We start from the raw sequence: 24,559 nt of genomic DNA, 5'->3' as shown, positions 1-24,559 counted from the left end.
CTTATTAAAAAACTATGTGTTGCTTATCTATCTTTTTAGACAATTTTTTCATGACCAATTATTGGTTACATATCAACAGCCTTACAATCTCAATCTATAAGCCAATCCACCTGAAAACATATCTTCATATTTAATGTTCTTTTCATCATTCAGCCTGTGAAATGTAGGTCGATATTGAAATGATAAACTAAATTCTTTACTTAGTTCATAAGAAATCGGAACCCACAATCCTAATGTCCTAACTGTAATAGATTTGTCTTCGAAGATCCCAGGATTAACACTATAGCCGATATTTTCGACTTTTTTGGGAATAGAGTTATTGCTTGTAGCGTATAATGTCGAACTCAAAGGATCTTCACCATTCTTGACTTCTACAGAATAATTCTTGATGTGAAAGCCATACGAAATGCCATATCCAACATGGAATTTTTTGATTCTATGATTGTGGGATAAAGTAAATAGTCGAAGATAGTCGCTTTTTTCTTTTCTGTGTCGAGATAGAAAACTAAACAGGCCGTTGTCAATTAATTGAGTTTGTGCAGATAAATTAAAATATGTATTTCCTTTATAAAAATAATTGATTCCAATTCCGAGGCCCAGAAATCCATCCTCAGCATTGTAAAATCCATACGGATCTGTGTGCCTCATAATATTTAATAAAGGAAGATTGATCTGTAGTTCCCAGGTGTTTTTAGGAATAATCCTTTCATAGGTATGATATCCTCTTTTGGATTCAAGAGAATCCATATAAATATCAGTCGGGTAAGTAAAACGTTTTGAGTTAGTAACATCGACTAATAACAGAAGCGGTGATGCATGCAATGCCAATGCATTCGCCCAAAAGCTAGGGGATATTCTTTTGTTTACAGAAAAGGTCTGTAAGGTACTATCTCTCTCTACTGAAAATTGAATGGTATCTTTTGACCTCTTCACTATGAGGAAAGCCTTATTATTTGTTGTTTTGGTTTGTCCTTTTTGAAAATGAACGGTTGCAGGGTATTCCGTGTGAATTTTGACTTGTTTTTCTCGTCCGTTAAAAAGGGTAGAGCAAGAGCTTGATATTAAAACAAGGGCTAAAAGGCATAAAATTAAACGCATATATAATTACTTTTTGAAAATTATTCTAAATACCGACTTGTATTTAATAATATTTCTCAAAAGTAAATATTATACTATTAATTATTTTTAAAATAAATATTATTTATTTAGTTTTTTTATTCACCAAAATTAAGGTCTTCTGAATCATTATGAATGAATTTAAGCCCAACACTTATAAAATTAAAAACCCTCTGATTAATATCAGAGGGTCATAATTATGAAAAAGATACTACAAACTGATTATTTAAAACTTATAGGTAATCCCTGCATTCAAAACAGACACACCATATCCTAATTCTGCAAAGGCGCCAAATTGCTGACTAAAAAACCATCTTCCTCCTAAAAACCCTGAGAATCCTAGTCCGCTGGCATAATTGTTTACAAACGAATTATCCTGATTATCTGAGGTATATTTAACGATATTGTAGCCTAACATCATCCCTGCGTAAGCATCCAGCTGCGGTGCTTTGAAGCCATTATAATGGTAAGCTCCTCTAACCCCAATTGTTGTATAATTCCATTTTGCCGTATACCCAAGGTCAGTGTACTTATACCCTGTATTGCCTACATAACCTCCTAAACTAATTACCCCTGGTCCGCCAATATCCCACATCCCATAATCTAGAGCGATTGAAATTGCAGGTCTAGCTTTGCCTAGACCTCCTAGTGCTGTTCCTAAACCAATACCAAGATTAGCTGCACTTGATCCTACTTGAAACTGTTGCGAATAAGCAGAAAGACTGAAACTTATCGCAAGGAAAATAATAATTGCTTTTTTCATTGTTTTATATTTAAAAAAATAATTAGCGAGCTGAGTATAGAATGTTAGTTCCCTGTTGCCATGTAGGGCTTGGCCCATATGCATTTCTAAAGCCTGTCCAGTCGCCCTTGGTAGGTGCTGAAGCATTCCCGTCTGCATTAGTATCTCCTCCATTTGCGTCGTCTTTATAAGAAGTGAGGATGGCTGAGGAATTCAAATTGATATTCTGTGGAGCATTTCTCTGTAGTCCTGCGCTTGTGCTCATGAATTTCACAACTACATTTGGACCGATATTGATCGTCGCAGAATTATAAACTTGATAGTATTGGTTTACCACATAAGGTACTTCCTTTATATTCCAGCTGACGGTTTTATCCTGGACAGTTCCGAATAAATAAATACCATTGTGTTTATTTTTCATAGTTGGTTCGTCCGGGTTATGAAAAACATTACTTGGATCTAAAGTGTAAAATGCATTGAAATAAATAGGCTTTCCATTGTCGTACAATGCGTTGTTGGTAAAGCGGCTTATGTTGGCATCTATCATAGAAGAACTGCCATAAAATGCTTGGGAATCATACCGAGAGCCATCCAACGTGTGTGCTATTCTACAATGATCAAAAGTAAAGGCAGCTGATTGGGTCCAACCTATATCGACAGCACGATTTGTTCCACCGCTGTTTTGACCTGCATAGAATATATCTACATATTTGAATACAGAACCTACTGATCCACTAAGATCCAATGAAACCCAATCTCCCTTTTCAGGCTTACTTGCCATAATGTCGTTATTCGTGTCGCCACAGTAACGGTCATCAGCCAGTGAGGTGAAAACAATACGTTTATCTGCTGTTCCTTCAGCTAATATTTTACCATTTTCATAAATACCAATTCCTGCATTCTTAATTTTTACGACCACCCCAGGCTTGATAGTTAAAATAGATTCTACTCTTAAATCTGAGCCTTCAATCACATAAACAAAACCTGGCTCCCAAACAGTAGGTTTGTCAATTTTCCCCGATACAATGATAACATCACAGGAAGTTACTTGAGGAATGGGTTCGGCATCATCACTTTTCGAACAGCTTATAAATACTGTTACTGTAATTAACATCATCCAAGTCATTCTGATGTTTGTTAAAATCTTTGCTTTCATTTCATTAATTTTTATCGTTTATAATTTTATTTTTCAATTGATCTCGCCAAGCATTGCCTTTGATTTAATTTGATAAAGCAAAGTTATCCTCGATAAATTTCCGTTTATACCCCCTAAAGGGGGAAAAACACAAAAGCGATAAAACCTTGATTTTAAGAATCTTCTTATCTTTGTTTATATTTGAATGAACCAATAGTACATTGACCAAATTTCCTGATACCCCCTAAAGGGGGTTTTAATCAAGAGAGCCCTCAACTACCTTTGTCAAATAAATATTTGAATAAAACCCACTAATCAAATAATATCATGGAAAGATTTATAATTAGAGGTGTACCGCAGTATATAATTCTATCGTTCAGTTTTATTTTTCTGATACTGAGCATGAATGCATCTGGGCAACAGCCAATTGTTGATTCTTTAAAACTTGAACTTGAGAAGAAAAATATCTCAGTAGATAGACAGTTGGAGTTATATGATGCACTTGTATACAGTTTATGGGAACAGGATGCTGAAAAAGGAATTGAATATGGTAAAAAAGGTATTGCTCTTGCAAAAAAACATGACAATAAAAAATGGTTATCTATAATATATAGCCATACGGCAATGTCATTTTTCTACCTTTCACAATATGATTCAGCACATTATTATCAAGACCTAGCATTTGAGCCAGCATCTGAGTTAACGGGCTTTAAAGAGTTGGCCAGTGCACATATGAACAAAGGTTCTATCTATAAAATGCAAGACAACCATCCTGAAGCTATAAAGGAATACCTTAAATCATTACAACTATTTGAAAAGGAAGGTCATGATCAAGGTAGGGGAATGGCACTCGGAAACATAGCCCATGTATACCTTCAACTCAGAAATTTCAAACAAGCAGAGAAATATCTGAAACAATCTGAAGATCTGGCCATAAAAAGTAATAATAAAGAGAGTCTAGGATCAGTTGCTATCGCTTTGACAAATATCTACCAAGAAACCGACATGCCAAAAGCCATTGATTATGCAAAGCGCGCTGTCGATATCTATAATCAATTAGGTAATAAATACAGCGAAGCAGTTGCCCTTTCGGTATTGGGTAGATGTTATCAAGAAACAGGAGATTATAAGCAGGCGGAGCTATTTACTGAAAGAGGTCTTGCATTAGCTAAGGAGGTAAACTACCCAAATTTGCTAGCCCAGCTATTAATTAACTTATCAAATGTGCGCTATTATCAAGGTAATTATCATGAGAGCGATCAGCTTGCAAGTGAAGCCAGAAAGTTAGATTCTTCTAATATTGAGATCAAACACAATGTACTGTACAATCATATTAGAAATAATATGTATCTCGGCAAATTAAAAACGGTGGAAGACTATATTGATGAATATTCTGAATCTATACAGCAATTTGCTACCGATGGATATCAGGAATCTATATCAGATTTGGAAGTAAAATACGAAACAGAAAAAAAAGAATTACAAATAACAGCATTGGAAAAACAACGACAATTATATATTTGGCTAGGCATCGCCATAGGAGGGATTTTGCTTATTGCTTTAGCTTTCGCCTTTGTGCGATATCGATTGGCAGTAAATAAACGTAAATTGGCAGAGCAAGAAAGCAGACGTTTAGAACAGGAAAAACAGTTGGTGGCTGTTCAAGCAACCCTTGATGGTGAAGCTGCAGAAAGAACCCGACTTGCAAAAGATCTGCATGATGGACTAGGAGGGATGTTGTCTGCTGTAAAATTAAATCTACCGCAAGTGAATGGAGATGCTTTATTAGAAGCAATGGATGTGACGCGTTTTCAAACCGCGTTGGGTATGTTGGACGATTCCATCCAAGAGCTACGCCGTGTGGCACATCATATGATGCCAGAATCATTGCTGCGATATGGACTCAAAGTGTCTCTGGCAGATTTCTGTGCTGCAATTCCAACAGCAGATTTCCATTATTTCGGAGACGAAGGTCGATTGCCTAGCAAAATGGAGATCATGGTTTATCGTTGTATCCATGAACTTGTAAACAATGCGCTCAAACATGCCGATGCAAATCATATTAACGTTCAGCTGGTTCAAGAATCAAATCGAGTGTCTTTCACGGTTCAAGATAATGGTAAGGGCTTTGATCAACAGACAACTTCTGAAGGAATGGGGCTCCGCAATATCCGTCAAAGAGTAGAAGCTTTTCAGGGAGAAATGGATGTTTTATCCTCTTCACAAGGAACTGAAATACATGTTGAACTGGAATTGAAAAAGAACAAAAGTTATGATTAATGTTGCAATCGTTGATGACCATAAAATCCTAACTGAAGGATTACAGAGTCTAATAGAAGGTTCAGGAATTGCCAAGGTTGCTGGGGTAGCTTATAGTGCAGCGGAATGCAGAAATTCGATCCGTTTTTGGAATCCTGAAGTTCTTCTTCTCGATGTTGGATTGCCAGATATTAGTGGTGTTGATTTCTGTAAAGAATTAAAGGAAAGTTTTCCAGAACTGAGGGTCTTGGCACTGACTACTCATAATGAATATAGTGTAGTCAGACAAATGTTAGAGCACGGAGCCTCAGGTTACCTTCTAAAAAATGCAATGTGCGAGGAGGTCCTCGCAGGAATCAAGGCTGTGGCTGAAGGTGAAACTTTCCTCTGCCATGAAATTGACCTACTGATGAAACGACCTAAAGAGACTCAGTTGTGGCTAAGCCAAAGGGAGCGAGAAATGCTGAAATTAGTAGCAGAAGGACTGACTAACACTGAAATCGCAGAACGCATATTCCTTAGCCCCGAAACCATAAAAAGCTACCGAAAGAATCTTCTCCTAAAATTGGATGCAAAAAATACAGCCGTATTGGTCAGAATCGCAATTGAGAAAAAATTGATATAATTAATCCTTACATATCATTCCACTTTAGGGAATTTCCAATAAGCTAACGAAAAAAACACTGCAGAGATTGTAGAAAATATCTGACCTGGCAATGCAAAGAAGTACCAAATCAATCCACAAATAATAATACTTCCAATGGCCAGCAGGAAGAGGGTTTGTTTCTGTATTTCTTGCAACGTGAGAAGTAGCAATCCTATAAATATGATCAATAACCCCATCATTACACTATAACCAAGATGAAATTGATATAAACTAAAGGTGGAGCCCAATAGTTTAAAATCATATTGGTCTAGATGCTTTTCGATAGAACCATCACTGCTCATCTGAACTTCTCCAAAAAGGTGTCCAATTCCAAGAATTATAAATGAAATAACACCTATTCTGAGGTAGGTTTTATAAGTCCATTTCATTTTCGGTTATTTCTTTAAATTGACGAAATAATCATAGGCTGCTTTGGCTATATCAGCAATCAGCTCTTCATTGGAATCAAAATTTTCCTTTGATTCAGTGATGAAAACACTGATGTAAAAATGCTGATCGTTGGGTAACACGACGATTCCAATATCATTTACTGCAGCCGTAATACCAGTTTCTTTGTTAGTTCCAGACCAACCCGTTTTATGAGCGACGTGAGTTCCTACAGGTAATTTGCCTTTTATGCGCTTTTCACCGGTGGTAGTTTCGAAATTTGTCCTCCAAAAAACAAAATAACTATTTTTCGATATTGGGTTATTCTCTTTTTCATAGAACAACATCATAGTTTTGCTGGCAGCTTTCGGGGTTGTCCAATTTTGAAACATATTCTCCCATTTGGCCTGCATATCGCGCTCATTATAAGTAATCTGGATGTCTTGAATGTTATTTTTCTTAAAATATTTCTCTACGTCTTTTGTTGATCCAACAAGTTTTATCAATACATCACAGGCTGTATTGTCACTGTGTGAAACTGCATATTGAATTAATTTCTCAATCGTAAAGCTCCCACCATTGGGGTTTTCATCCCGTAAAGGACTCCAAAATCCTGAAGTCATCAAATCTTTCTTGCCAACCTTTACCGTTTGATCCAATGAAAGTTTGCCTTTGTCAACCAAGTCTAAAACTGCCAATGCAATATGAAACTTAAATACACTCTGCATCGGAAATTTCTTGTCCCCAAGGATTGATAAAGTATCCCGCCCATTGTTTCCAATAATTGAAACTCCAACTACCGAATTTTTCTGCGAAATGATTTGTTCTATCTTCTTTTTTAAAAGAACAAGAGAGTCATTCTGTGCAAATGATAATTGGAAACTAAATAAGAAGATAAGGAAAGGGATAAAAACAAATTGGAATCTTTTCATAAGGTGTGAATGTATTGAGAATAAAGATAATGAAATTTGAGTAAGCAGCAATTAAAATTATAATAGCTTTAAGAAAGATCTCAGAGGATATTATTTAAACAAATATATTGAAGCAGCATAATTGTCTTCGCATCTTTTATCTCTCCATTTTTTGTCATTTTTACGGCATCTTCAATCGAAGGTTCCAGAACTTCTATATTCTCTTCCTCATGTTCAACACCGCCGCCTTCATTTATTTTCATTTCTTTGGTGTATTCTGCAATAAAAAAATATAAAATTTCAGTAACTGATCCAGGTGACATATAAGCCTCAAATATTTTCTGAACTTCCGAAATCTTAAATCCTGTTTCTTCTTCAGTTTCTCGTCGAATGCAATCCTCCGGATTATCATTGTTCAACAAACCAGCACAAGCTTCTATCAGCATTCCTGTTTCATTACCGTTGATATAGGTAGGCACGCGGAATTGTCTCGTAAGAATTACTGTTCTATTTTCTTTATTATATAATAGTATTACCGCTCCATTTCCTCTATCATATGCCTCTCTGCTTTGAATTTGTTTCGTTCCATCCTTTTTTATGTATTCATACGTGACTTTCTTAAGGATATACCAATTATCAGAAAGAATTTCTGTCTTTAGGATCTTTATATTTTCTATCATGTGAGTATAATTGTCGTAATTTTAATTGGTCTATAGTGTTTTTATAATTGTTTATTTGAATAATAAACAGAATTCATGACGATGATATTATACGTTTTGCGAAATAAATTTCCCAATTAAAAATTATAACAATTATAGCCTGTTTTAAACTGTCTCTTTCAATTCTTCTCTTCGAAACCTTATAATCTTTTCGACAAATTCTTCTGGAAATTCATTTTCATTTGGAATCTGAATAACGGATTTAGAAACTTTATAATCTTTTAGTTCATCCTTAAAATGCTCTAGGAAATCCTGGCTCCAAGGATGGGAAAGCGATAGATGATTTGGAAATCCTGCATAATAAAGAAGGAACTTTTTCCCAATCTTAAAAGCAGGGATTTGATAGCTAATTACCTCCTCAGCTTCAGGAACAATTTGATTGATTATTTTCCTGGTTAACTCCATTCTTTTTAAGATATCTCCTGAAAAGCTGGAGTGATATTCATCGATGTTTTTAAAATTCGTTTTTGCCATAATTTTTAAGTTTTTCGTTGTTTATATATGAAATAGCAAGAATAATCCCGACAACAATTGGCATTAGAATATATCCTATATTACCGTCAACAATAATATGGCTTAAGGCCGCAAAAAACAGGTTGAAAGCCAAGCCCGCATAAGCCCATTCTTTGATTTTTGGGTTTAGTCTTGGAATCATCAATGCCGTTGCCCCAATAATTTTACAAACAATCAAACTGATCGCAAAATAATCAGGATAACCCAATGGCTTGGTACCTGCATTATACTGGTCAGGAGCAAAAATAGTAGCCGTCAAAGGCATTATTGCTTCAAATAAGAAGATAAATGTGGTGGAAAGCCAATAGTAAATTTTAATTCTTTTCATAATTTTTAAGTTTAAAATGAATAATCAAAATTACTAGAGGAGAAGGATTTGACACTTGCCATAAGGCAAGAAATGGAACTGCTAACTTAATATGAAGCCTGTTCGATATTGAACATAATGAAGACTTAAAATAATGAGGAATTAAATTGAATTATTCTGGGATAAAAATTCTTTTTGGGTTTTGAAAGGATAGGGTATTCTCAACATAATAAGGAATCCCCATATATATAAGAACTTTTCCTTTTCCTTCAAGATAATTATTTCCATCAGCTAATACCGCAAATGGAACACGCTTTTTCTCCTTCCATTTATAAGGTGTATAATGGTAATCCCCAATTAAGGTATCACCTTTTACATTTCCACTAATTTCACCTATTACACGGTAACCTCCTGGCTTCGTATTGACCATCTCACCATAAAAGCGATCCGGAAATCGAATTAACCTAATCCTAGTTGTATCTCTTCCGTCTATATGGACATAATGCTTTTCGTTTTCATTAAGCTTCTTTTTATGACTACAACCTAAAAGAATGGAAATAAATAAAACTAGAATTATTCGCATATCGATTTCTTAAAAGAAAGAATCTAATTTAATTAATCTTGAGGGAATCAGAATAATAATTTCAGGGTATAGTATCTTTTAATTCAATTTTATATTGATTATAATATTTATTCAAGGTTTCGATTAGTTGATCATAACTTATGTCAAGTCCAACTGCACTAATATTCGGTGAACTATAATTAGCATTATTAAACTGCATCATTTTTCGTCTGACTAGGTTGGTTTCATTTTTAATTCATTTCGAAGGATCATATAATTTATTTATTATGATCTTTGTGCTATTTATTTTTATTTCTTTAAAACCTTTTATTTCATTCCATTTTATGTTGTCGGTCAATGATTTCTTTGGATTTACATTTAATCCTTGAGAGTCAATAATCAGCGCTAATTGCGGATTAATAACTCTTATTAAAGATAAAATCATTGCAACTCCAAATAAAAGTATTGAAGAAACCCCAATTACCTGGGTTATGATAGGAGAACTTTTATATTTAGAAAAGTTTCCAGGTTCAATGAGTAAATATGTACCTAGGAGAACAAATACAAAAGATAGAATGATTATAATAAATAATTTCTTTTTATTGGTACAGACCTCAATTCTTTCCATTAATCTGGCTTTTATGAAAGTTAATAATTGACAAACCCCTGTGAGCAGGGAGTTGTTTTTTGGTTCTATAATTTTAACCATAGTGCAGGACGAATACCTCCTCCGTCCTTTGGTCTTCCATAAATTCCATTTAAGCAGAAACAGGTGTTACTCTGATTTGTCCTCCAATTGCTTTCAGCACTTTCATAATGGTTTCAAACTGTGGTTTTGCTCCTTCCGATAATGCTTTGTACAAACTTGAGCGGCTCATTCCTGTTTCTTCGGCTATTTTGGTCATTCCAATTGCTTTAGCAATATGCCCGATTGCGGTAATCACGTCGGTATCATTACCTTCTTCTAAAACTGTATTAAGATATTCAGCAATCATTTCATTGCTGTCCAAATAGTCTGCGATATCAAATTTTGAAGTTTCCATTTTTCTTATTTTTTTAATTTTTTCCAAATCTCCTTTGCCCTTTCGATGTCCTGCTGTTGTGTGGATTTATCTCCGCCTATAAGTAAAAGGATTATTTTTCTGTCCTGCTCTCCGAAATAAACCCGATACCCTTTTGCATAATTTATTCTCAACTCACTAATTCCCTCTCCAACAGGTTTGCAGTCGCCAAAATACTCGTCATTTTCAATTTTCTGTATTCTGAAAATAATTTTGGCTTTGGCTCTCAAATCTTTTAATTTCTTTAGCCACTTGTCAAATTCTGGCGTTTTTTCGATAAAGTACATTTGTAAATATGTATCCTAATGGATACAAAATTATGAAAATAATTTTAATGCTTTAACATTCAAAATGATAGTTTTGGGTTTCGGTTTGCGTGAAGGATTGCTTTGGAAAACCCAGCCCGCAAGCATTTTATGAATTAACTACGATGGGTTTGTATAAAAGTAAAGGGAAAAGCCAAAAAACAATAAACCAAAAGCGAGTATTTGGCAACTGCACTCCAAATGCAGTCTATGCAAGCAGAATAACAATGACAAACTGCTCTTGCAGGCTGGATAACAGGACTGAATGGGAATAGAAGCACGAACATCAAAAACGAATTTTGAAGCTTAGCATCAAACTAGATAATATTTGAAGCACAATCGGGCGGGATTGCCTACGGCGATCCCGTTAGGGGGGGGCTAAAAGATAAAAATCAAAAACCTTAACGTTATCACGAGATTTTGTTGTTTACAGGGGGCTGCTCAAACAAGTTTGGCAACCCCCTGTAAACAACAAAATCCATCAATTACATTGATGGATTTTTGATTTTTATATTTGCGGAGAGGGCGGGATTCGAACCCGCGGTACCGTTTCCAGTACGACAGTTTAGCAAACTGTTCCTTTCGGCCACTCAGGCACCTCTCCGGGTTTCGACAGTGCAAACATAACGCAAAATTTTCACTCTTCAAAGTCGATTTATCGAAAATTATGCAATTTGGCCGCACCGTTAAGCAACCTTTTGAATATCAATTTGTTTTTTTAACTATCTTTTTTCTTGTTCAGATCATAATCGATCCTAACATGATAAATACTCTTCAACATCGCCTTGAAAATCTTCGCCGATTCCGAGATCTCGCGCATTGTAATATCCGCATTTTGGAACTGACGTTGCATTAACTTATGGTCAATGATCTTGTCGACAAGGTTGTTGATAGATTCTTCAGTTGGTTCTTTTAATGCTCTGGAGGCGGCTTCAACCGAGTCTGCCATCATCAATACCGCAGTCTCCTTAGAAAAAGGAACTGGACCCGGATATTTAAAGATAGACTCGTCGATTACCTTATCAGGATTTGCCTTAATAGCCATATTATAGAAGTAATCAACCTTCGTCGTACCGTGGTGGGTACGGATAAAGTCGATTACCACCTCTGGCATCTGATTTTTGCGTGCCATTTCAATCCCTTTCAGAACGTGTGAAATAATAATCTGTGCACTTTGTTCCGGTGTCAATTCTTCGTGAGGGTTGTCGTTTGTTTTTTGGTTCTCGATAAAGTACAAAGGGTTGATCATTTTACCGATATCATGATACAGAGCACCGGCACGGACCAAAAGCGGGTTACCACCGATTTTGTAGATTGCTGCTTCAGCAAGATTCGCTACCTGCAAGGAGTGCTGGAATGTTCCGGGAGCCTTCAGAGAAAGTTCGCGCAGCAGCCTTGAATTGGAATTTGTCAATTCCATTAAGGTCAAGTCTGAAACTATTCCAAATAGTTTCTCAAAAGCATAAATCAACGGGTAGGCTAGGAGCGTCAGACCCACACTCACCGTAAACGGAAGGATATCTTGCCAATAGATGGTCGAAAAAGATCCGTTCCTTGTCAATACCAAACCTACATAAGCGAGGATATATGTTCCAAGAATCAACACACTCGAAACCAAGAATTGCTCTCTTTTTACCAATGTCCGGATACTATAGATCGCTACCATACCGGCTGTAAATTGCAAGAATACAAAGTCAAAGCTGTTAGGTACGAACAATCCCGCAACCAACACCATTAAGATATGAATGTTCAAAGCAATACGGGTATCAAAAAGTAACCTAAAGATAATCGGCACACTACAATAAGGAATGTAGTATAGACTAGGTATCTTGATCTTGATTGCCCAGCTCAGTACGCCCAGCATCACCAAAATAACGATGAAGATAATGAATAGGAGCCTGTTATTATTGAATATATCTCTTCTGAAAAAGTATAGGAATACCATTAACAGAGACATTGCCAAGGAAATCAGAATAAAGTGACCAAAAGTAACCATATTCTGCTCACCACTGATCCTAGATTCATCTTCAAATACCTTACGTAGGGATTCTAGCTTTTGATAAGTATCGTTGTTGATGATCTTACCTTGCTCCGCTATCAATTCATCTTTTTGGACCATTCCTCTCGTAGTGGAGATATTGGCCAATGCATTTTGCTCAACCTTGTTGGTTTGAGACTCATTGAAAACAAAATTGATCGTTATGTAATTCTTCAATACCTCTGCCAACCAACGCTTATGTTCGATGAGTTTGTTTTTTTCCAATGCCCCAACTATATATTGGTTAGCTGATTCAATGGTGAAAACATCAACGGTATTCTTTTGTTGAGCTATATTGTCATGGATTAATACAAAATTATACTCCAAAGAAGTTGGATCATTTTTGGTTGAGTCGCTGCCTTTATTTTGGAATCTATTATTTAAGGAAACCACACCACGTTCATAGATATAGTTCAATAGGGCAGTTCCTACCTCACGGTAATCATTGATATCTCCGGTTTCGGCAGAGTCCAACTGACTAGCCTGCCATTTCTCGTTCAGATCCGTGTTGAATTGGTCAATCTGCTCTTTACTAGCTACATCATTGAGGTTATAGATAGGCTGTACAGTACGCAGGATATATTGCCTGTCGCGTTCCATTTCCTCAGCAGTTTTCAAGATTGCAAAGTTGTATGGAGAGATCAGGTTTTCATGATTCCATGATTTTCCCTTCTGATATTCATACCTGAAACGAGGTTGCTTAGGCAAGAAAATACAGATTAAAACAATGGTAAGCACAACCATCCCATATTTCCATAGGGTTGAGTTTTGCTGTAATTTATCCTTTGGGTAGTTTATTTTTAATTTCGCCACGCTTTATTTTTAGTGATCCTAACAAACAAATGTAATTATTTTACCGCAAACAGTTTCCCTTAAACGCAATACAATCCAGAATCGTTTCCCTGAATAAATTATTAAGGGTTCAGACTAGGTCAGATAGGGGACTCAGTCCTCTCTCGTACGGACCTCAAACGGACTTTGTTCGGACCTTGTTCGGATGCGATCCGAACAAGGTCCGAATCAGGTCCGAGCAAGGTGCGAATGAAAGAGGACGGAGAGTGGGAGAAGATACAATGACAGATGGCGGGAAGGAAAAATATTGGCTGGTTGGTGGGGACACCAACCAGGGCGAGATTGCTGGTCGGTGAGGACACCAACCAGGGCAAAGTGCCGTGGTCGGTGTCTCCACCGACCACTAAACTGTGAAGCTAATAGTGGATTTAGGCAAAGCGGTAAACTTTTTTAAGGACGAGTAATTGATTGCTGGTTGGTGCGGAAGACAACCAGAGCGAGAAAAGGACACCAACCAGGGCAAAGTGCCGTGGTCGGTGTCTCCACCGACCACTAAACTGTGAAGCTAATAGTGGATTTAGGCAAAACGGCAAACATTATAAAGGACGAGTCATTGATTGCTGGTTGGTGCGGAAGACAACCAGAGCGAGAAAGAGGACACCAACCAGGGCAAATCGCCGTGGTCGGTGTCTCCACCGACCACTAAACTGTGAAACTAATAGTGAATCAAGGCAAAACGGTAAACTTTTTTTAGGACGAGTCATTGATTGCTGGTTGGTGGGGACACCAACCAGGGCATTATGCTTGTTGGTGCGGAAGACAACCAGAGCGAGAAAGAAGACACCAACCAGGGCCTTATGCTTGTTGGTGCGGAAGACAACCAGAGCGAGAAAGAAGACACCAACCAGGGCCTTATACTTGTTGGCGAAAAGGAGGACACCAACCAAGGCTTTATAAATGTCTGAATCTTTTCAAAAAGTTTAGGATGTTTCTGATAGCAGATAATACTTGTTATCTTTGCAGAAATTTTAAGACATGTCTACACAACAACACTTAATTGCACCTTCGGTATTAGCGGCAGATTTTGCTAATCTTGAGCGCGATGTACAGATGGTTAATGAGAGCGAAGCAGATTGGTTTCACATTGATATTATGGATGGCGTATTCGTTCCAAATATCTCTTTTGGTTTTCCGGTGATGAATGCGATTGCTAAGCATGCTAAGAAACCATTGGATGTACATTTGATGATCGTAGATCCTGATCGTTATTTACAGGTTTGTAAGGATAATGGTGCTGAAATCATTACGGTTCATTATGAAGCTTGCACGCACTTACATCGCACATTAGCAGCGATTAAGGAACTGGGATGTAAAGCAGGTGTTGCATTAAATCCTCATACGCCGGTATCTCTGTTGAAAGATGTGATCCAAGATATCGACTTAGTATGTTTGATGTCGGTAAACCCTGGGTTTGGTGGACAGAAATTTATTGAACGTACTTACAGCAAGATTAAAGAATTGCGCGCATTGGCAATCGAGAACAATACGGATGTATTGATCGAGATTGATGGTGGAGTAGGACTTTCAAATGCTGGCAAGTTATTAGAAGCTGGCGCTGATGTTTTGGTTGCAGGATCTTTTGTGTTCAATTCTCAGGATCAAAAAGAAACTATCAAAGCTTTAAAAGATATAGACATAAATATTCAATCTGCATAAAGATTTAAGAGCGGCCATTTTGCCGCTTTTTTTATTTATTCATGGGATGGTATAGCTGTTTAAACAGTTTGTTTAGAATTGTTCCAAATTGGCTTGAACATATTGATTGTTGTATTAAACCGTGGGTTTTTAGTACTTTTGCGGAAAATCTTGAAAATGGTTTTTAGCTGAATCTCGGCAAAAAAGGGAAAGTCCTAAACTGATAGATAAAATTAATGGAGATATTGATTTTAAATTAACTTAATTTATTAAACACCTGGTAGTTCTTGTCAAAGACTGCCATTAAACTTTGGAAAATATATATGAGTATTTACAACGATTACGTACAAGAGGTTGTAGAACGAAAAGGTCAAGGATTACATCCAAAACCAATTGACGGTGCTGAACTTTTAAGTGAAGTTATAGCTCAAATTAAAGATAAGGACAATGAGCATAGAGAAGAATCTTTGCGATTGTTTATTTATAATACCTTGCCAGGAACTACTCCGGCGGCAGGAGTGAAAGCACAATTCCTCAAGGAAATCATTTTAGGAGAGGTTGCTGTTGAAGAAATTACACCAACTTATGCATTTGAGTTATTATCTCATATGAAAGGTGGTCCTTCTATAAAAGTATTATTGGATTTAGCTTTAGGTCATGATGAATATATTGCTAAACAAGCTGCAGAAGTATTGAAAACACAAGTTTTCTTATATGATGCAGATACCCAACGCTTGAAAGATGCTTACGAGGCAGGAAATGCAATTGCCAAAGATATTTTGGAGAGCTATGCAAAAGCAGAATTCTTTACCAATTTACCAGAAGTAGCTGAAGAGATCAAGGTAGTTACCTTTATTGCTGGCGAAGGTGATATTTCTACGGATTTATTATCTCCAGGAAATCAAGCGCACTCTAGGTCTGACCGTGAGTTGCATGGTAAGTGTATGATCACACCTGAGGCACAACAACAGATTGAAGATTTGAAAGTTCAATTTCCTGATGCGAGCGTGATGTTGATTGCGGAGAAAGGTACGATGGGTGTTGGTTCTTCACGTATGTCAGGAGTAAACAATGTTGCATTATGGACAGGTAAGCAAGCTTCACCTTATGTTCCTTTTGTGAATATTGCTCCGATTGTTGCAGGTACAAATGGTATTTCTCCAATTTTCTTGACTACTGTTGATGTAACTGGTGGTATCGGAATCGATTTGAAAAACTGGGTTAAGAAAACGGATGCTGAAGGAAATGTTGTCCGTAATGAAAAAGACGAGCCTATTTTGGAGGAAGTATATTCTGTGGCAACAGGTACTGTCTTAACGATCAATACCAAAACTAAGAAATTATATCAAGGTGATAAGGAGTTAATCGATATTTCTCGTTCATTAACACCTCAGAAAATGGAATTTATCAAAGCTGGTGGTTCTTATGCCATTGTTTTTGGTAAGAAAATCCAAACATTCGCAGCACAAACTTTGGGAATTACTGCTCCTTCAGTATTTGCACCTGCGAAAGAAGTTTCCATTGAAGGTCAAGGCTTGACTGCGGTTGAGAAGATTTTCAACAGAAATGCAGTTGGTTCTACTCCGGATAAAACTCTACATGCAGGTTCTGATGTTCGCGTTAAAGTAAATATTGTAGGATCACAAGATACTACAGGATTAATGACAGCGCAAGAGCTAGAAGCAATGGCTGCAACGGTTATTGCTCCTAGCGTAGATGGTGCTTATCAATCAGGATGTCATACAGCATCAGTATGGGACAAGAAAGCGCAAGCTAATATCCCTAAGTTGATGAAGTTTATGAACGACTTCGGGTTGATTACCGCTCGTGATCCTAAAGGAGATTATCATTCCATGACTGACGTTATTCACAAGGTCTTGAATGATATTACGATTGACGAGTGGGCTATCATCATCGGAGGAGATTCACATACACGTATGTCCAAAGGTGTTGCTTTCGGAGCTGACTCAGGTACAGTAGCATTGGCTTTGGCAACAGGAGAGGCGTCGATGCCAATCCCAGAATCAGTTAAGGTGACATTTAAAGGAAGCATGAAAGAGCACATGGATTTCCGTGATGTAGTTCATGCTACTCAACAACAGATGTTACAGCAATTCGCTGGAGAAAATGTTTTCCAAGGTCGTATTATCGAAGTTCATATCGGAACGTTGTTGGCTGACCAAGCTTTCACATTTACTGACTGGACTGCTGAAATGAAAGCTAAAGCATCGATCTGTATTTCTCAAGATGAAACATTGATTCAATCGCTAGAAATTGCGAAATCTCGTATCAAGATTATGATGGAGAAAGGTATGGACAACAAGAACCAAGTATTACAAGGATTGATCGACAAAGCTAACAAGCGTATTGAAGAAATCAGATCTGGAGAAAAACCAGCTTTACAACCTGATGCAAATGCTAAATACTATGCTGAAGTTGTTATTGATTTAGATATTATAGATGAGCCAATGATTGCCGATCCGGATGTAAACAATGAGGACGTTTCTAAACGTTATACGCATGATACTATCCGTGATCTTTCATATTACGCAGGTAACAAGAAGGTTGATTTAGGATTCGTGGGATCTTGTATGGTTCACAAGGACGATTTAAAGATCGTTTCTAAAATGCTGAAAAATATTGAGGAGCAGAAGGGATTCGTAAGTTTCAATGCACCATTGGTTGTTGCTGCTCCAACTTACAATATTATCGACGAGTTGAAAGCAGAAGGTGATTGGGAATTCTTGCAAAAATATTCTGGATTTGAATTCAACGATGCATTGCCTAAGAGCGTTGCACGTACTGAATATGAAAACATAATGTATTTGGAGCGTCCGGGATGTAACCTTTGTATGGGTAACCAAGAGAAAGCTGCTAAAGGAGATACCGTTATGGCTACTTCCACGCGTCTATTCCAAGGTCGTGTAGTAGAAGATAGAGATGGTAAGAAAGGTGAATCTTTGTTAGCATCGACTCCAGTAGTTGTTCTTTCAGCGATATTAGGTCGTATTCCTAATATTGAGGAGTACAAAGCTGCGGTAGTGGGTATTGATTTGACAAAATTCACACCTGTTTCTACGAAGTAATTATTTTACAATAAGATACATGAAGGCTGTCTAAATTTTAGGCAGCCTTTTTTTGTAAACCAATTGTTTAGTTAGTTGTTTCTAAAATGTGTCCTTAGAATGATTTTAAATTAGATTTACTTGACACTAATATTAAGAAAGAAATTTAAAAAATGAGTACTTTGTAAATGCTTACAAAAGCAATCAAAAAAATATAAAAACACTAATGTTATGGCATTTGATATAGACATGATCAAGAAAGTTTATTCACAATATGATGAGCGTGTAAACGCTGCTCGTCAAGTTGTAAATAAGCCTTTGACTTTATCTGAGAAAATTTTATATACTCACCTTTGGGACGGAAACGCTACAGAGGCCTATGAGCGTGGAAAATCATACGTTGATTTTGCACCAGACCGTGTAGCGATGCAAGATGCTACGGCTCAAATGGCGTTGTTGCAGTTTATGCAAGCAGGTCGTCCTAAGGTTGCGGTTCCTTCAACTGTACATTGTGATCACTTGATTCAAGCTCGTGATGGTGCTGCAGAGGATTTAAATCGTGCAAAAAATGAAAGTTCAGAAGTATTTAACTTCTTAAGCTCAGTTTCTAACAAATATGGTATTGGTTTCTGGAAACCAGGAGCTGGTATTATTCACCAGGTTGTATTAGAGAATTATGCATTTCCAGGTGGTATGATGATCGGAACCGACTCTCATACTGTAAATGCAGGTGGTTTAGGTATGGTTGCTATCGGTGTTGGTGGTGCTGATGCGTGTGATGTGATGGCAGGATTACCTTGGGAGCTTAAATTCCCTAAACTTATCGGTGTTAAATTAACTGGTAAATTATCAGGATGGGCTGCGCCAAAAGATGTAATCTTGAAGGTTGCTGGTATCTTAACTGTAAAAGGTGGTACTGGTGCTATCGTAGAATATTTCGGTGAGGGTGCTGAGTCATTATCATGTACTGGTAAGGGAACAATCTGTAATATGGGTGCGGAAATTGGTGCTACCACTTCAACATTCGGGTACGATGCGTCAATGGAACGTTATTTACGTGCTACTGACCGTGCAGAAGTTGCTGATGCTGCAAACGCAATAAAAGAACACTTGACAGCAGACCCTGAAGTTTATGCTAATCCTGAACAATATTTCGATCAATTGATTGAAATCAACTTGTCTGAATTGGAACCATCCTTGAATGGTCCATTTACTCCAGACTTGTATACTCCAATTTCTCGCATGCGTGAGGAAGCAGGTAAAAACGGATGGCCAACAAAAGTAGAGTGGGGATTGATTGGTTCATGTACAAACTCTTCTTACGAAGATTTGTCACGTGCTGCATCAATTGCTCGTCAGGCTGTTGAGAAAGGTTTAGTTACTAAAGCTGAATTCGGTATTAATCCAGGTTCAGAGCAAGTACGTTTTACTGCTGACCGCGATGGTTTATTAAAGACTTTTGAAGACCTTAACGCTACAATCTTTACCAATGCATGTGGACCATGTATCGGTATGTGGGACCGTGCAGGTGCTGAGAAACAAGAGAAGAATACAATCGTTCACTCATTCAACCGTAACTTTGCGAAACGTGCTGACGGTAACCCTAATACATTTGCATTTGTTACCTCTCCAGAGATGGTTGCAGCAATTGCGATCTCCGGTGATTTAGGATTTAACCCATTGGTTGATACCTTGACAAACAAAGACGGCGAACAAATCAAATTAGATCCTCCTACAGGTGATGAATTGCCAGAAAAAGGATTTGCAGTTGATGATCCAGGATACCAAGCTCCAGCAGAAGATGGTTCAAAAGTTGAAGTTGATGTAGATCCTAATTCTGATCGTCTTCAATTATTGGAGCCTTTCGCAGCATGGGAAGGTACGGACCTTAAAGGTTTGAAATTATTGATCAAAGCTAAAGGTAAATGTACTACTGACCACATTTCTATGGCTGGTCCATGGTTGAAATACCGTGGTCACTTGGACAACATTTCCAACAATATGTTGATCGGTGCGGTGAACTACTTCAACGAAAAAACTGATAACGTGAAGAATCAATTGACTGGCGAGTATGGTCCAGTTCCAGCAACACAACGTGATTACAAAGCTGAGGGAATTGGTTCAATCGTTGTAGGTGACGAAAACTATGGTGAAGGTTCATCTCGTGAGCATGCAGCTATGGAGCCTCGTCATTTAGGTGTTCGTGCTGTATTGGTGAAATCATTCGCTCGTATTCACGAAACAAACTTGAAGAAACAAGGTATGCTTGGTCTTACCTTCGATAATAAAGATGATTACGATAAAATCCAAGAAGACGATACCATCGATATCATCGGATTAACTGAATTCGCTCCTAACAAACCGCTAACGCTGGTATTGCACCATGCAGACGGTACGTCAGAAGAAATTCTTGCAAACCATACGTACAATGAACAACAGATCGGTTGGTTCAAAGCAGGTGGTGCATTGAATATTATTCGCGCGAATCAGAGTTAGACAGTAGACATAAGACATAAGACAAAAGACTTAGGCTTGTGTCCAATCCTAAATAGGATTGATTTAAATTTTACTGAATTTATTATTGTGTTTGGTGGAGACACATGCATGATTTAAAAAGTGCTGTTCCGATGGGGCAGCACTTTTTTTAGACAGTAGACAGTAGACAGTAGACATAAGACATAAGACATAAGACTTGTGTCCAATCCTAAATTGGCAATGTCATTAAGGGAGTTTAACAAACATGCCAAGGCGATGGCGTTGTGCTGGACGTGGTTCGCCGTGGTCGGTGAAGACACCGACCACTATTGTTTCTAAATCATAAAAATAGTTTCCTAATCTTGCGATTAGGAATGACAGCCATGTCGTGGGAAAGGGGTTATAGTGACACCCCTACAGGGTTGGATGGCATCGAATAATCATTTCTAGAATAGTTGCACCCCTAGCGGGGTTGTGTGGCGTGAATTGTGATTTTCGAAAAGAGCAAAACCCCATCGGGGTGACACTATTATAGCTGGAGTTAAACAAACATGCCACACCTACGGCGTTGGTTTTTGAGGCGATAAACATTTCTATAGATATTACATGCCGATGGTATTTAAGAGATATTTCATGTCTCCGGCACTTAACCCCGATGGGGTTAGTTCGCCGTGGCAGGTGTCCCCACCTGCCACTGAATACTTTTCTATGGCATATTAATCACAAGGGGTTAATCCTATTTATAGCCTTGTTTTTTTCTAATCTTATTGACATTGCCTAAATAGGGTTGATTTAAATTTTACTGGATCTATTTCGTGGTTGGTGGGGACACCAACCACGGCATTTCTGTCGCCTTGCATTGTCTAATGTCTTATGTCTATTGTCTATAAAATATTAATTCACTATTCTAGGTGGTTGGTGAGGACACCAACCACGGCAAATTCGCTATTCTAGGTGGTTAGTGAGGACACCAACCACGGCAAATTTACCATACTAGGTGGTTGGTAGAGACACACTAACACGGCAAATTTGCCATTCTAGGTGGTTGGTAGAGACAAACAACCACGGCATCTCCACCGCCTTGCACTTTCTAATGTCTTATGTCTTATGTCTATTGTCTATAAAATAATAATCCGCTATTCGAGGTTGCTATCTCAAATCTCATATCTCACATCTCAAATCTATTCCCTACCTTTAATTTCCCTTTTAATCCTAAAACGGTAATGAGTAAAAATCTATTGAAAACATTGGCTTTAACGGCTATTTTACTAAGCTCTGGAATTATGGTAAACGCTCAGAAAACTCCTTATGAATTGGATCCCAATAAGAATACTACGGTTACTTATGAGGAGATGACGGATTATTATGCTTCGCTACTTAAGGGTAGGAAGGATGTTAAATTGATTGATGTTGGGTCTACGGATGTTGGGAAGCCGTTGCAATTGATTGTTCTTTCGAAGGATGGCGATTTTGATCCGGTTAGTATCAAATCTAAGGGTAAGGCTGTGATGTTGATCAATAATGGAATTCATCCTGGTGAGCCTGAAGGTATAGATGCTTCGATGATGTTTATCAGAGAATTGCTGAAGGGAAATCAATTGCCAGATAATTTGGTGCTGTGCGTTATTCCGGTTTACAATATTGCTGGGATGTTGAATCGAGGTGAATCGAGGGTGAATCAGAATGGTCCAAATGAGTATGGTTTTCGAGGATCAAGACAGCATTATGATTTGAATAGAGATTTTATAAAAGGGGACACAAGGAATTCAAGGTTGTTTCAGAAGATCTTTAGCACATGGGATCCCGATGTTTTCTTTGATACTCATACCAGCAATGGTGCGGATTACCAATATGTAATGACCCTGATTGAAACACATAAAGATAAGCTTCATCCCGAACTGGCTCCATTTATGAAATCCAGATTTACGGATGAATTGTATCGTCGGATGGAAAAGGCTGGGTTTCCAATGGTTCCTTATGTGAATCCAAAGGGAGAAACGTCGGAGTCAGGATTGGTTTCTTTCTTGGAAAGTCCTAGATATTCAACAGGTTATGCGGCATTGCATAATACCATTGGTTACATGCCTGAAACACATATGTGGAAGCCCTACAAACAAAGAGTGGAATCTACTTACACGCTCATGAAAAGTTTGTATGAGGTAGCTGTTCAGGAATCAAAAGAATTGGTAGCATTGCGTCAAAAAATAAAAGAATCTGTTGCCAAACAGATGGAATTTCCTGTTAGTTGGAAATTGGATACGGAGCATGTCGATACGATAGATTTTATGGGTTTTGAATCTGGTAAGAAGAAAAGTGATGTTTCTGGTCAGGAAAGACTGTATTATGATAGGAGCAAGCCTTTCAATAAACAAGTGCCTTATTATAGCCATTATAAACCATCAGTGATCATTACGAAACCTAAGGCCTACATTATTCCTCAGGCTTATGATAAATTGATAGAATTGATGCAGATCAATGGAGTTCAGATGAAGCAACTTGAGAAGGATGAGTTAATGGAGGTTGAGATGTATTATATTTCATCATATAAAACCCAAAGCCATCCTTATGAGGGACATTATCCTCATCATTCTGTTGAAGTTAGTCCGAAGATGATGAAGGTTCAGTTTTATGCTGGAGATTGGGTGGTTGAGACTGATCAACCTATGAACAGATATATTGTTGAAACATTGGAGCCACAAGGGATGGATTCGTTTTTTTCTTGGAATTTCTTTGACGCTATATTATCCCAAAAGGAATATTTTTCGGCCTATATTTTTGAAGATACTGCCGCTGATTTATTGAAGAAAGACCCAAAGCTAAAGCAAGAATTTGAAGATGCGAAAAAGAACGATCCAATCTTTGCTGCCGATGGTAGGACTCAATTAGAGTGGATTTATAAAAGAACCCATCATTATGAGCATGATTATGGACTTTATCCGATTGCTCGAGCTAGGTAAATTTTTAAGTTGAAAGCTGTTGACAAAAGGCTGTCATAATCTGCTTGTAAATTTGAGTATTCAATAACAAAAAAGAAAACATTATGAGCACAGCAGCATTTTTGACAAAGGAGCAGTTTTTAAATAATTGGCAAGGCCATAGAACTTTAACAAGAAAAACAATTGAGAAATTTCCTGAGAAGGAACTATTTGAATTCAGCATTGGTGGAATGCGGACTTTTAGTGATTTGATTAAGGAAATATTAAGTATAGGACTTCCAGGATTAGAGGATATTGTGAACAATAATATCAGTAAATACAATCATGATTTACCTTTTAACACGAAAGAGGCATTATTGGCGGAGTGGGATAGGCAAACCCCTTTGATTTCAGAATATTTTAATAAAATATCTGAGGATCGTATGAAAGAAGATTTCAATCTTTTTGGGGAGTTCAACTTTCCGATTAATCAAAATATGGTTTATTTTTTGGACAATGAGATTCATCACCGCGCGCAGGGGTATGTTTATTTGAGGTCATTGGGAATTGAGCCACCAATGTTCTGGGATCGATACTAAATCATTTTTAAAATAGAAAAGGGGCTGTCTCCTATGTTTGTGTCAAGCAAATGTAGGAGACATTTTTTGTTTTATAGATTTGCTGTATTTAGTGAAAAGAGGGAGAGCCTAGGGCTGTCTTAGTAGCTTTTTTAGCATACTGATTTTTAGAGATGGCCTTCCTCTTTTTCGCTTCCTAAGACAGAACAGAATGTAAGGCGGAATTACAGTCCAGCTTGAATATCCATCAGGAGACAAGTCCAAGGGAAGTTTCACTATTGATTTTTCAGTTTCACATCAAAAAATTAACATGAAAACACTCAAGCAGGTCGTTGGCA

Annotated in this window: 21 protein-coding genes and 1 tRNA gene; 8 read left to right on the top strand and 14 right to left on the bottom strand. The window is 37.5% G+C overall.

The window, feature by feature from the left end:
- Positions 1–81: 81 nt before the first annotated feature.
- The 3 genes from CRT24_RS08525 to CRT24_RS08515 form a co-directional block, all read right to left on the bottom strand.
- On the bottom strand, positions 82–933 hold the full coding sequence (locus CRT24_RS08525; RefSeq protein ID WP_144034542.1) for a hypothetical protein: 852 nt from the start codon (positions 931–933) through the stop codon (positions 82–84).
- 409 nt (positions 934–1,342) lie between these two features.
- Entirely contained in the window at positions 1,343–1,879 is a 537-nt protein-coding gene (locus CRT24_RS08520; RefSeq protein ID WP_099370822.1) for a hypothetical protein, read from the bottom strand.
- A gap of 22 nt (positions 1,880–1,901) precedes the next feature.
- A complete protein-coding gene (locus tag CRT24_RS08515; protein ID WP_099370821.1) occupies positions 1,902–3,014 on the bottom strand; it encodes a hypothetical protein in 1,113 nt (370 codons plus the stop codon).
- Between the two features lie 306 nt (positions 3,015–3,320).
- Here CRT24_RS08515 and CRT24_RS08510 point away from each other — a divergent pair, with 306 nt between their 5' ends.
- Both CRT24_RS08510 and CRT24_RS08505 read left to right on the top strand, forming a co-directional pair.
- Complete coding sequence (locus CRT24_RS08510) at positions 3,321–5,273, top strand: sensor histidine kinase (RefSeq protein ID WP_099370820.1); 1,953 nt, start codon at positions 3,321–3,323, stop codon at positions 5,271–5,273.
- Positions 5,266–5,877, top strand: coding sequence for a response regulator transcription factor (locus CRT24_RS08505; protein ID WP_099370819.1), 612 nt, complete (start codon positions 5,266–5,268; stop codon positions 5,875–5,877). Before CRT24_RS08510 ends, CRT24_RS08505 begins: the two co-directional genes overlap by 8 nt.
- Before the next feature lie 14 nt (positions 5,878–5,891).
- Here CRT24_RS08505 and CRT24_RS08500 read toward each other — a convergent pair whose 3' ends face one another.
- The 11 genes from CRT24_RS08500 to CRT24_RS08450 all read right to left on the bottom strand — a co-directional run bounded on the left by CRT24_RS08500 (position 5,892) and on the right by CRT24_RS08450 (position 13,514).
- On the bottom strand, positions 5,892–6,287 hold the full coding sequence (locus tag CRT24_RS08500; RefSeq protein WP_099370818.1) for a hypothetical protein: 396 nt from the start codon (positions 6,285–6,287) through the stop codon (positions 5,892–5,894).
- A gap of 6 nt (positions 6,288–6,293) precedes the next feature.
- Positions 6,294–7,217, bottom strand: a complete 924-nt coding sequence (gene bla, locus CRT24_RS08495) for a class A beta-lactamase, subclass A2 (RefSeq protein WP_099370817.1) — start codon at positions 7,215–7,217, stop codon at positions 6,294–6,296.
- 80 nt (positions 7,218–7,297) lie between these two features.
- Positions 7,298–7,876 (bottom strand): GDP-mannose pyrophosphatase NudK, encoded by a 579-nt coding sequence (gene nudK / locus CRT24_RS08490; protein WP_099370816.1) that lies wholly within the window; start codon positions 7,874–7,876, stop codon positions 7,298–7,300.
- A 144-nt stretch (positions 7,877–8,020) separates the two neighbouring features.
- A complete protein-coding gene (locus CRT24_RS08485; RefSeq protein WP_099370815.1) occupies positions 8,021–8,389 on the bottom strand; it encodes an iron chaperone in 369 nt (122 codons plus the stop codon).
- Positions 8,370–8,756 (bottom strand): DoxX family protein, encoded by a 387-nt coding sequence (locus tag CRT24_RS08480; protein WP_099370814.1) that lies wholly within the window; start codon positions 8,754–8,756, stop codon positions 8,370–8,372. Before CRT24_RS08480 ends, CRT24_RS08485 begins: the two co-directional genes overlap by 20 nt.
- A gap of 151 nt (positions 8,757–8,907) precedes the next feature.
- Entirely contained in the window at positions 8,908–9,318 is a 411-nt protein-coding gene (locus tag CRT24_RS20625; protein ID WP_144034541.1) for a hypothetical protein, read from the bottom strand.
- A 235-nt stretch (positions 9,319–9,553) separates the two neighbouring features.
- Positions 9,554–9,925, bottom strand: a complete 372-nt coding sequence (locus CRT24_RS08470) for an STM3941 family protein (protein ID WP_099370812.1) — start codon at positions 9,923–9,925, stop codon at positions 9,554–9,556.
- A 130-nt stretch (positions 9,926–10,055) separates the two neighbouring features.
- The gene (locus CRT24_RS08465) at positions 10,056–10,340 is read right to left on the bottom strand and encodes an addiction module antidote protein (protein WP_099370811.1); all 285 of its coding nucleotides are present in this window, start codon (positions 10,338–10,340) and stop codon (positions 10,056–10,058) included.
- A gap of 5 nt (positions 10,341–10,345) precedes the next feature.
- Complete coding sequence (locus CRT24_RS08460) at positions 10,346–10,645, bottom strand: type II toxin-antitoxin system RelE/ParE family toxin (protein ID WP_099370810.1); 300 nt, start codon at positions 10,643–10,645, stop codon at positions 10,346–10,348.
- Between the two features lie 535 nt (positions 10,646–11,180).
- Positions 11,181–11,267, bottom strand: a tRNA-Ser gene (locus tag CRT24_RS08455).
- Between the two features lie 114 nt (positions 11,268–11,381).
- On the bottom strand, positions 11,382–13,514 hold the full coding sequence (locus tag CRT24_RS08450; RefSeq protein ID WP_099370809.1) for an HD family phosphohydrolase: 2,133 nt from the start codon (positions 13,512–13,514) through the stop codon (positions 11,382–11,384).
- Between the two features lie 779 nt (positions 13,515–14,293).
- Here CRT24_RS08450 and CRT24_RS20845 point away from each other — a divergent pair.
- From CRT24_RS20845 to CRT24_RS08425, 6 genes are all read left to right on the top strand, one after another.
- Positions 14,294–14,458, top strand: a complete 165-nt coding sequence (locus tag CRT24_RS20845) for a hypothetical protein (RefSeq protein ID WP_180269094.1) — start codon at positions 14,294–14,296, stop codon at positions 14,456–14,458.
- A 70-nt stretch (positions 14,459–14,528) separates the two neighbouring features.
- Positions 14,529–15,209 (top strand): ribulose-phosphate 3-epimerase, encoded by a 681-nt coding sequence (gene rpe / locus CRT24_RS08445; protein ID WP_099370808.1) that lies wholly within the window; start codon positions 14,529–14,531, stop codon positions 15,207–15,209.
- A gap of 302 nt (positions 15,210–15,511) precedes the next feature.
- Positions 15,512–18,274: a bifunctional aconitate hydratase 2/2-methylisocitrate dehydratase gene (locus CRT24_RS08440; protein WP_099370807.1), complete on the top strand. Its 2,763-nt coding sequence runs from the start codon at positions 15,512–15,514 to the stop codon at positions 18,272–18,274.
- 210 nt (positions 18,275–18,484) lie between these two features.
- Positions 18,485–20,749 carry an aconitate hydratase gene (locus tag CRT24_RS08435; RefSeq protein ID WP_099370806.1) on the top strand — a complete coding sequence of 755 codons (2,265 nt, stop codon included), beginning with the start codon at positions 18,485–18,487 and terminating at the stop codon, positions 20,747–20,749.
- Between the two features lie 1,202 nt (positions 20,750–21,951).
- The gene (locus CRT24_RS08430; protein ID WP_144034540.1) at positions 21,952–23,685 is read left to right on the top strand and encodes a M14 family zinc carboxypeptidase; all 1,734 of its coding nucleotides are present in this window, start codon (positions 21,952–21,954) and stop codon (positions 23,683–23,685) included.
- Between the two features lie 83 nt (positions 23,686–23,768).
- Complete coding sequence (locus tag CRT24_RS08425) at positions 23,769–24,242, top strand: DinB family protein (protein ID WP_099370805.1); 474 nt, start codon at positions 23,769–23,771, stop codon at positions 24,240–24,242.
- Positions 24,243–24,559: the final 317 nt, after the last annotated feature.

The sequence above is a fragment of the Sphingobacterium sp. 1.A.5 genome (assembly GCF_002734235.1).
GTDB classification, from domain to species: Bacteria; Bacteroidota; Bacteroidia; order Sphingobacteriales; family Sphingobacteriaceae; genus Sphingobacterium; species Sphingobacterium daejeonense.
This window is presented reverse-complemented; position numbering and strand designations above follow the sequence as displayed.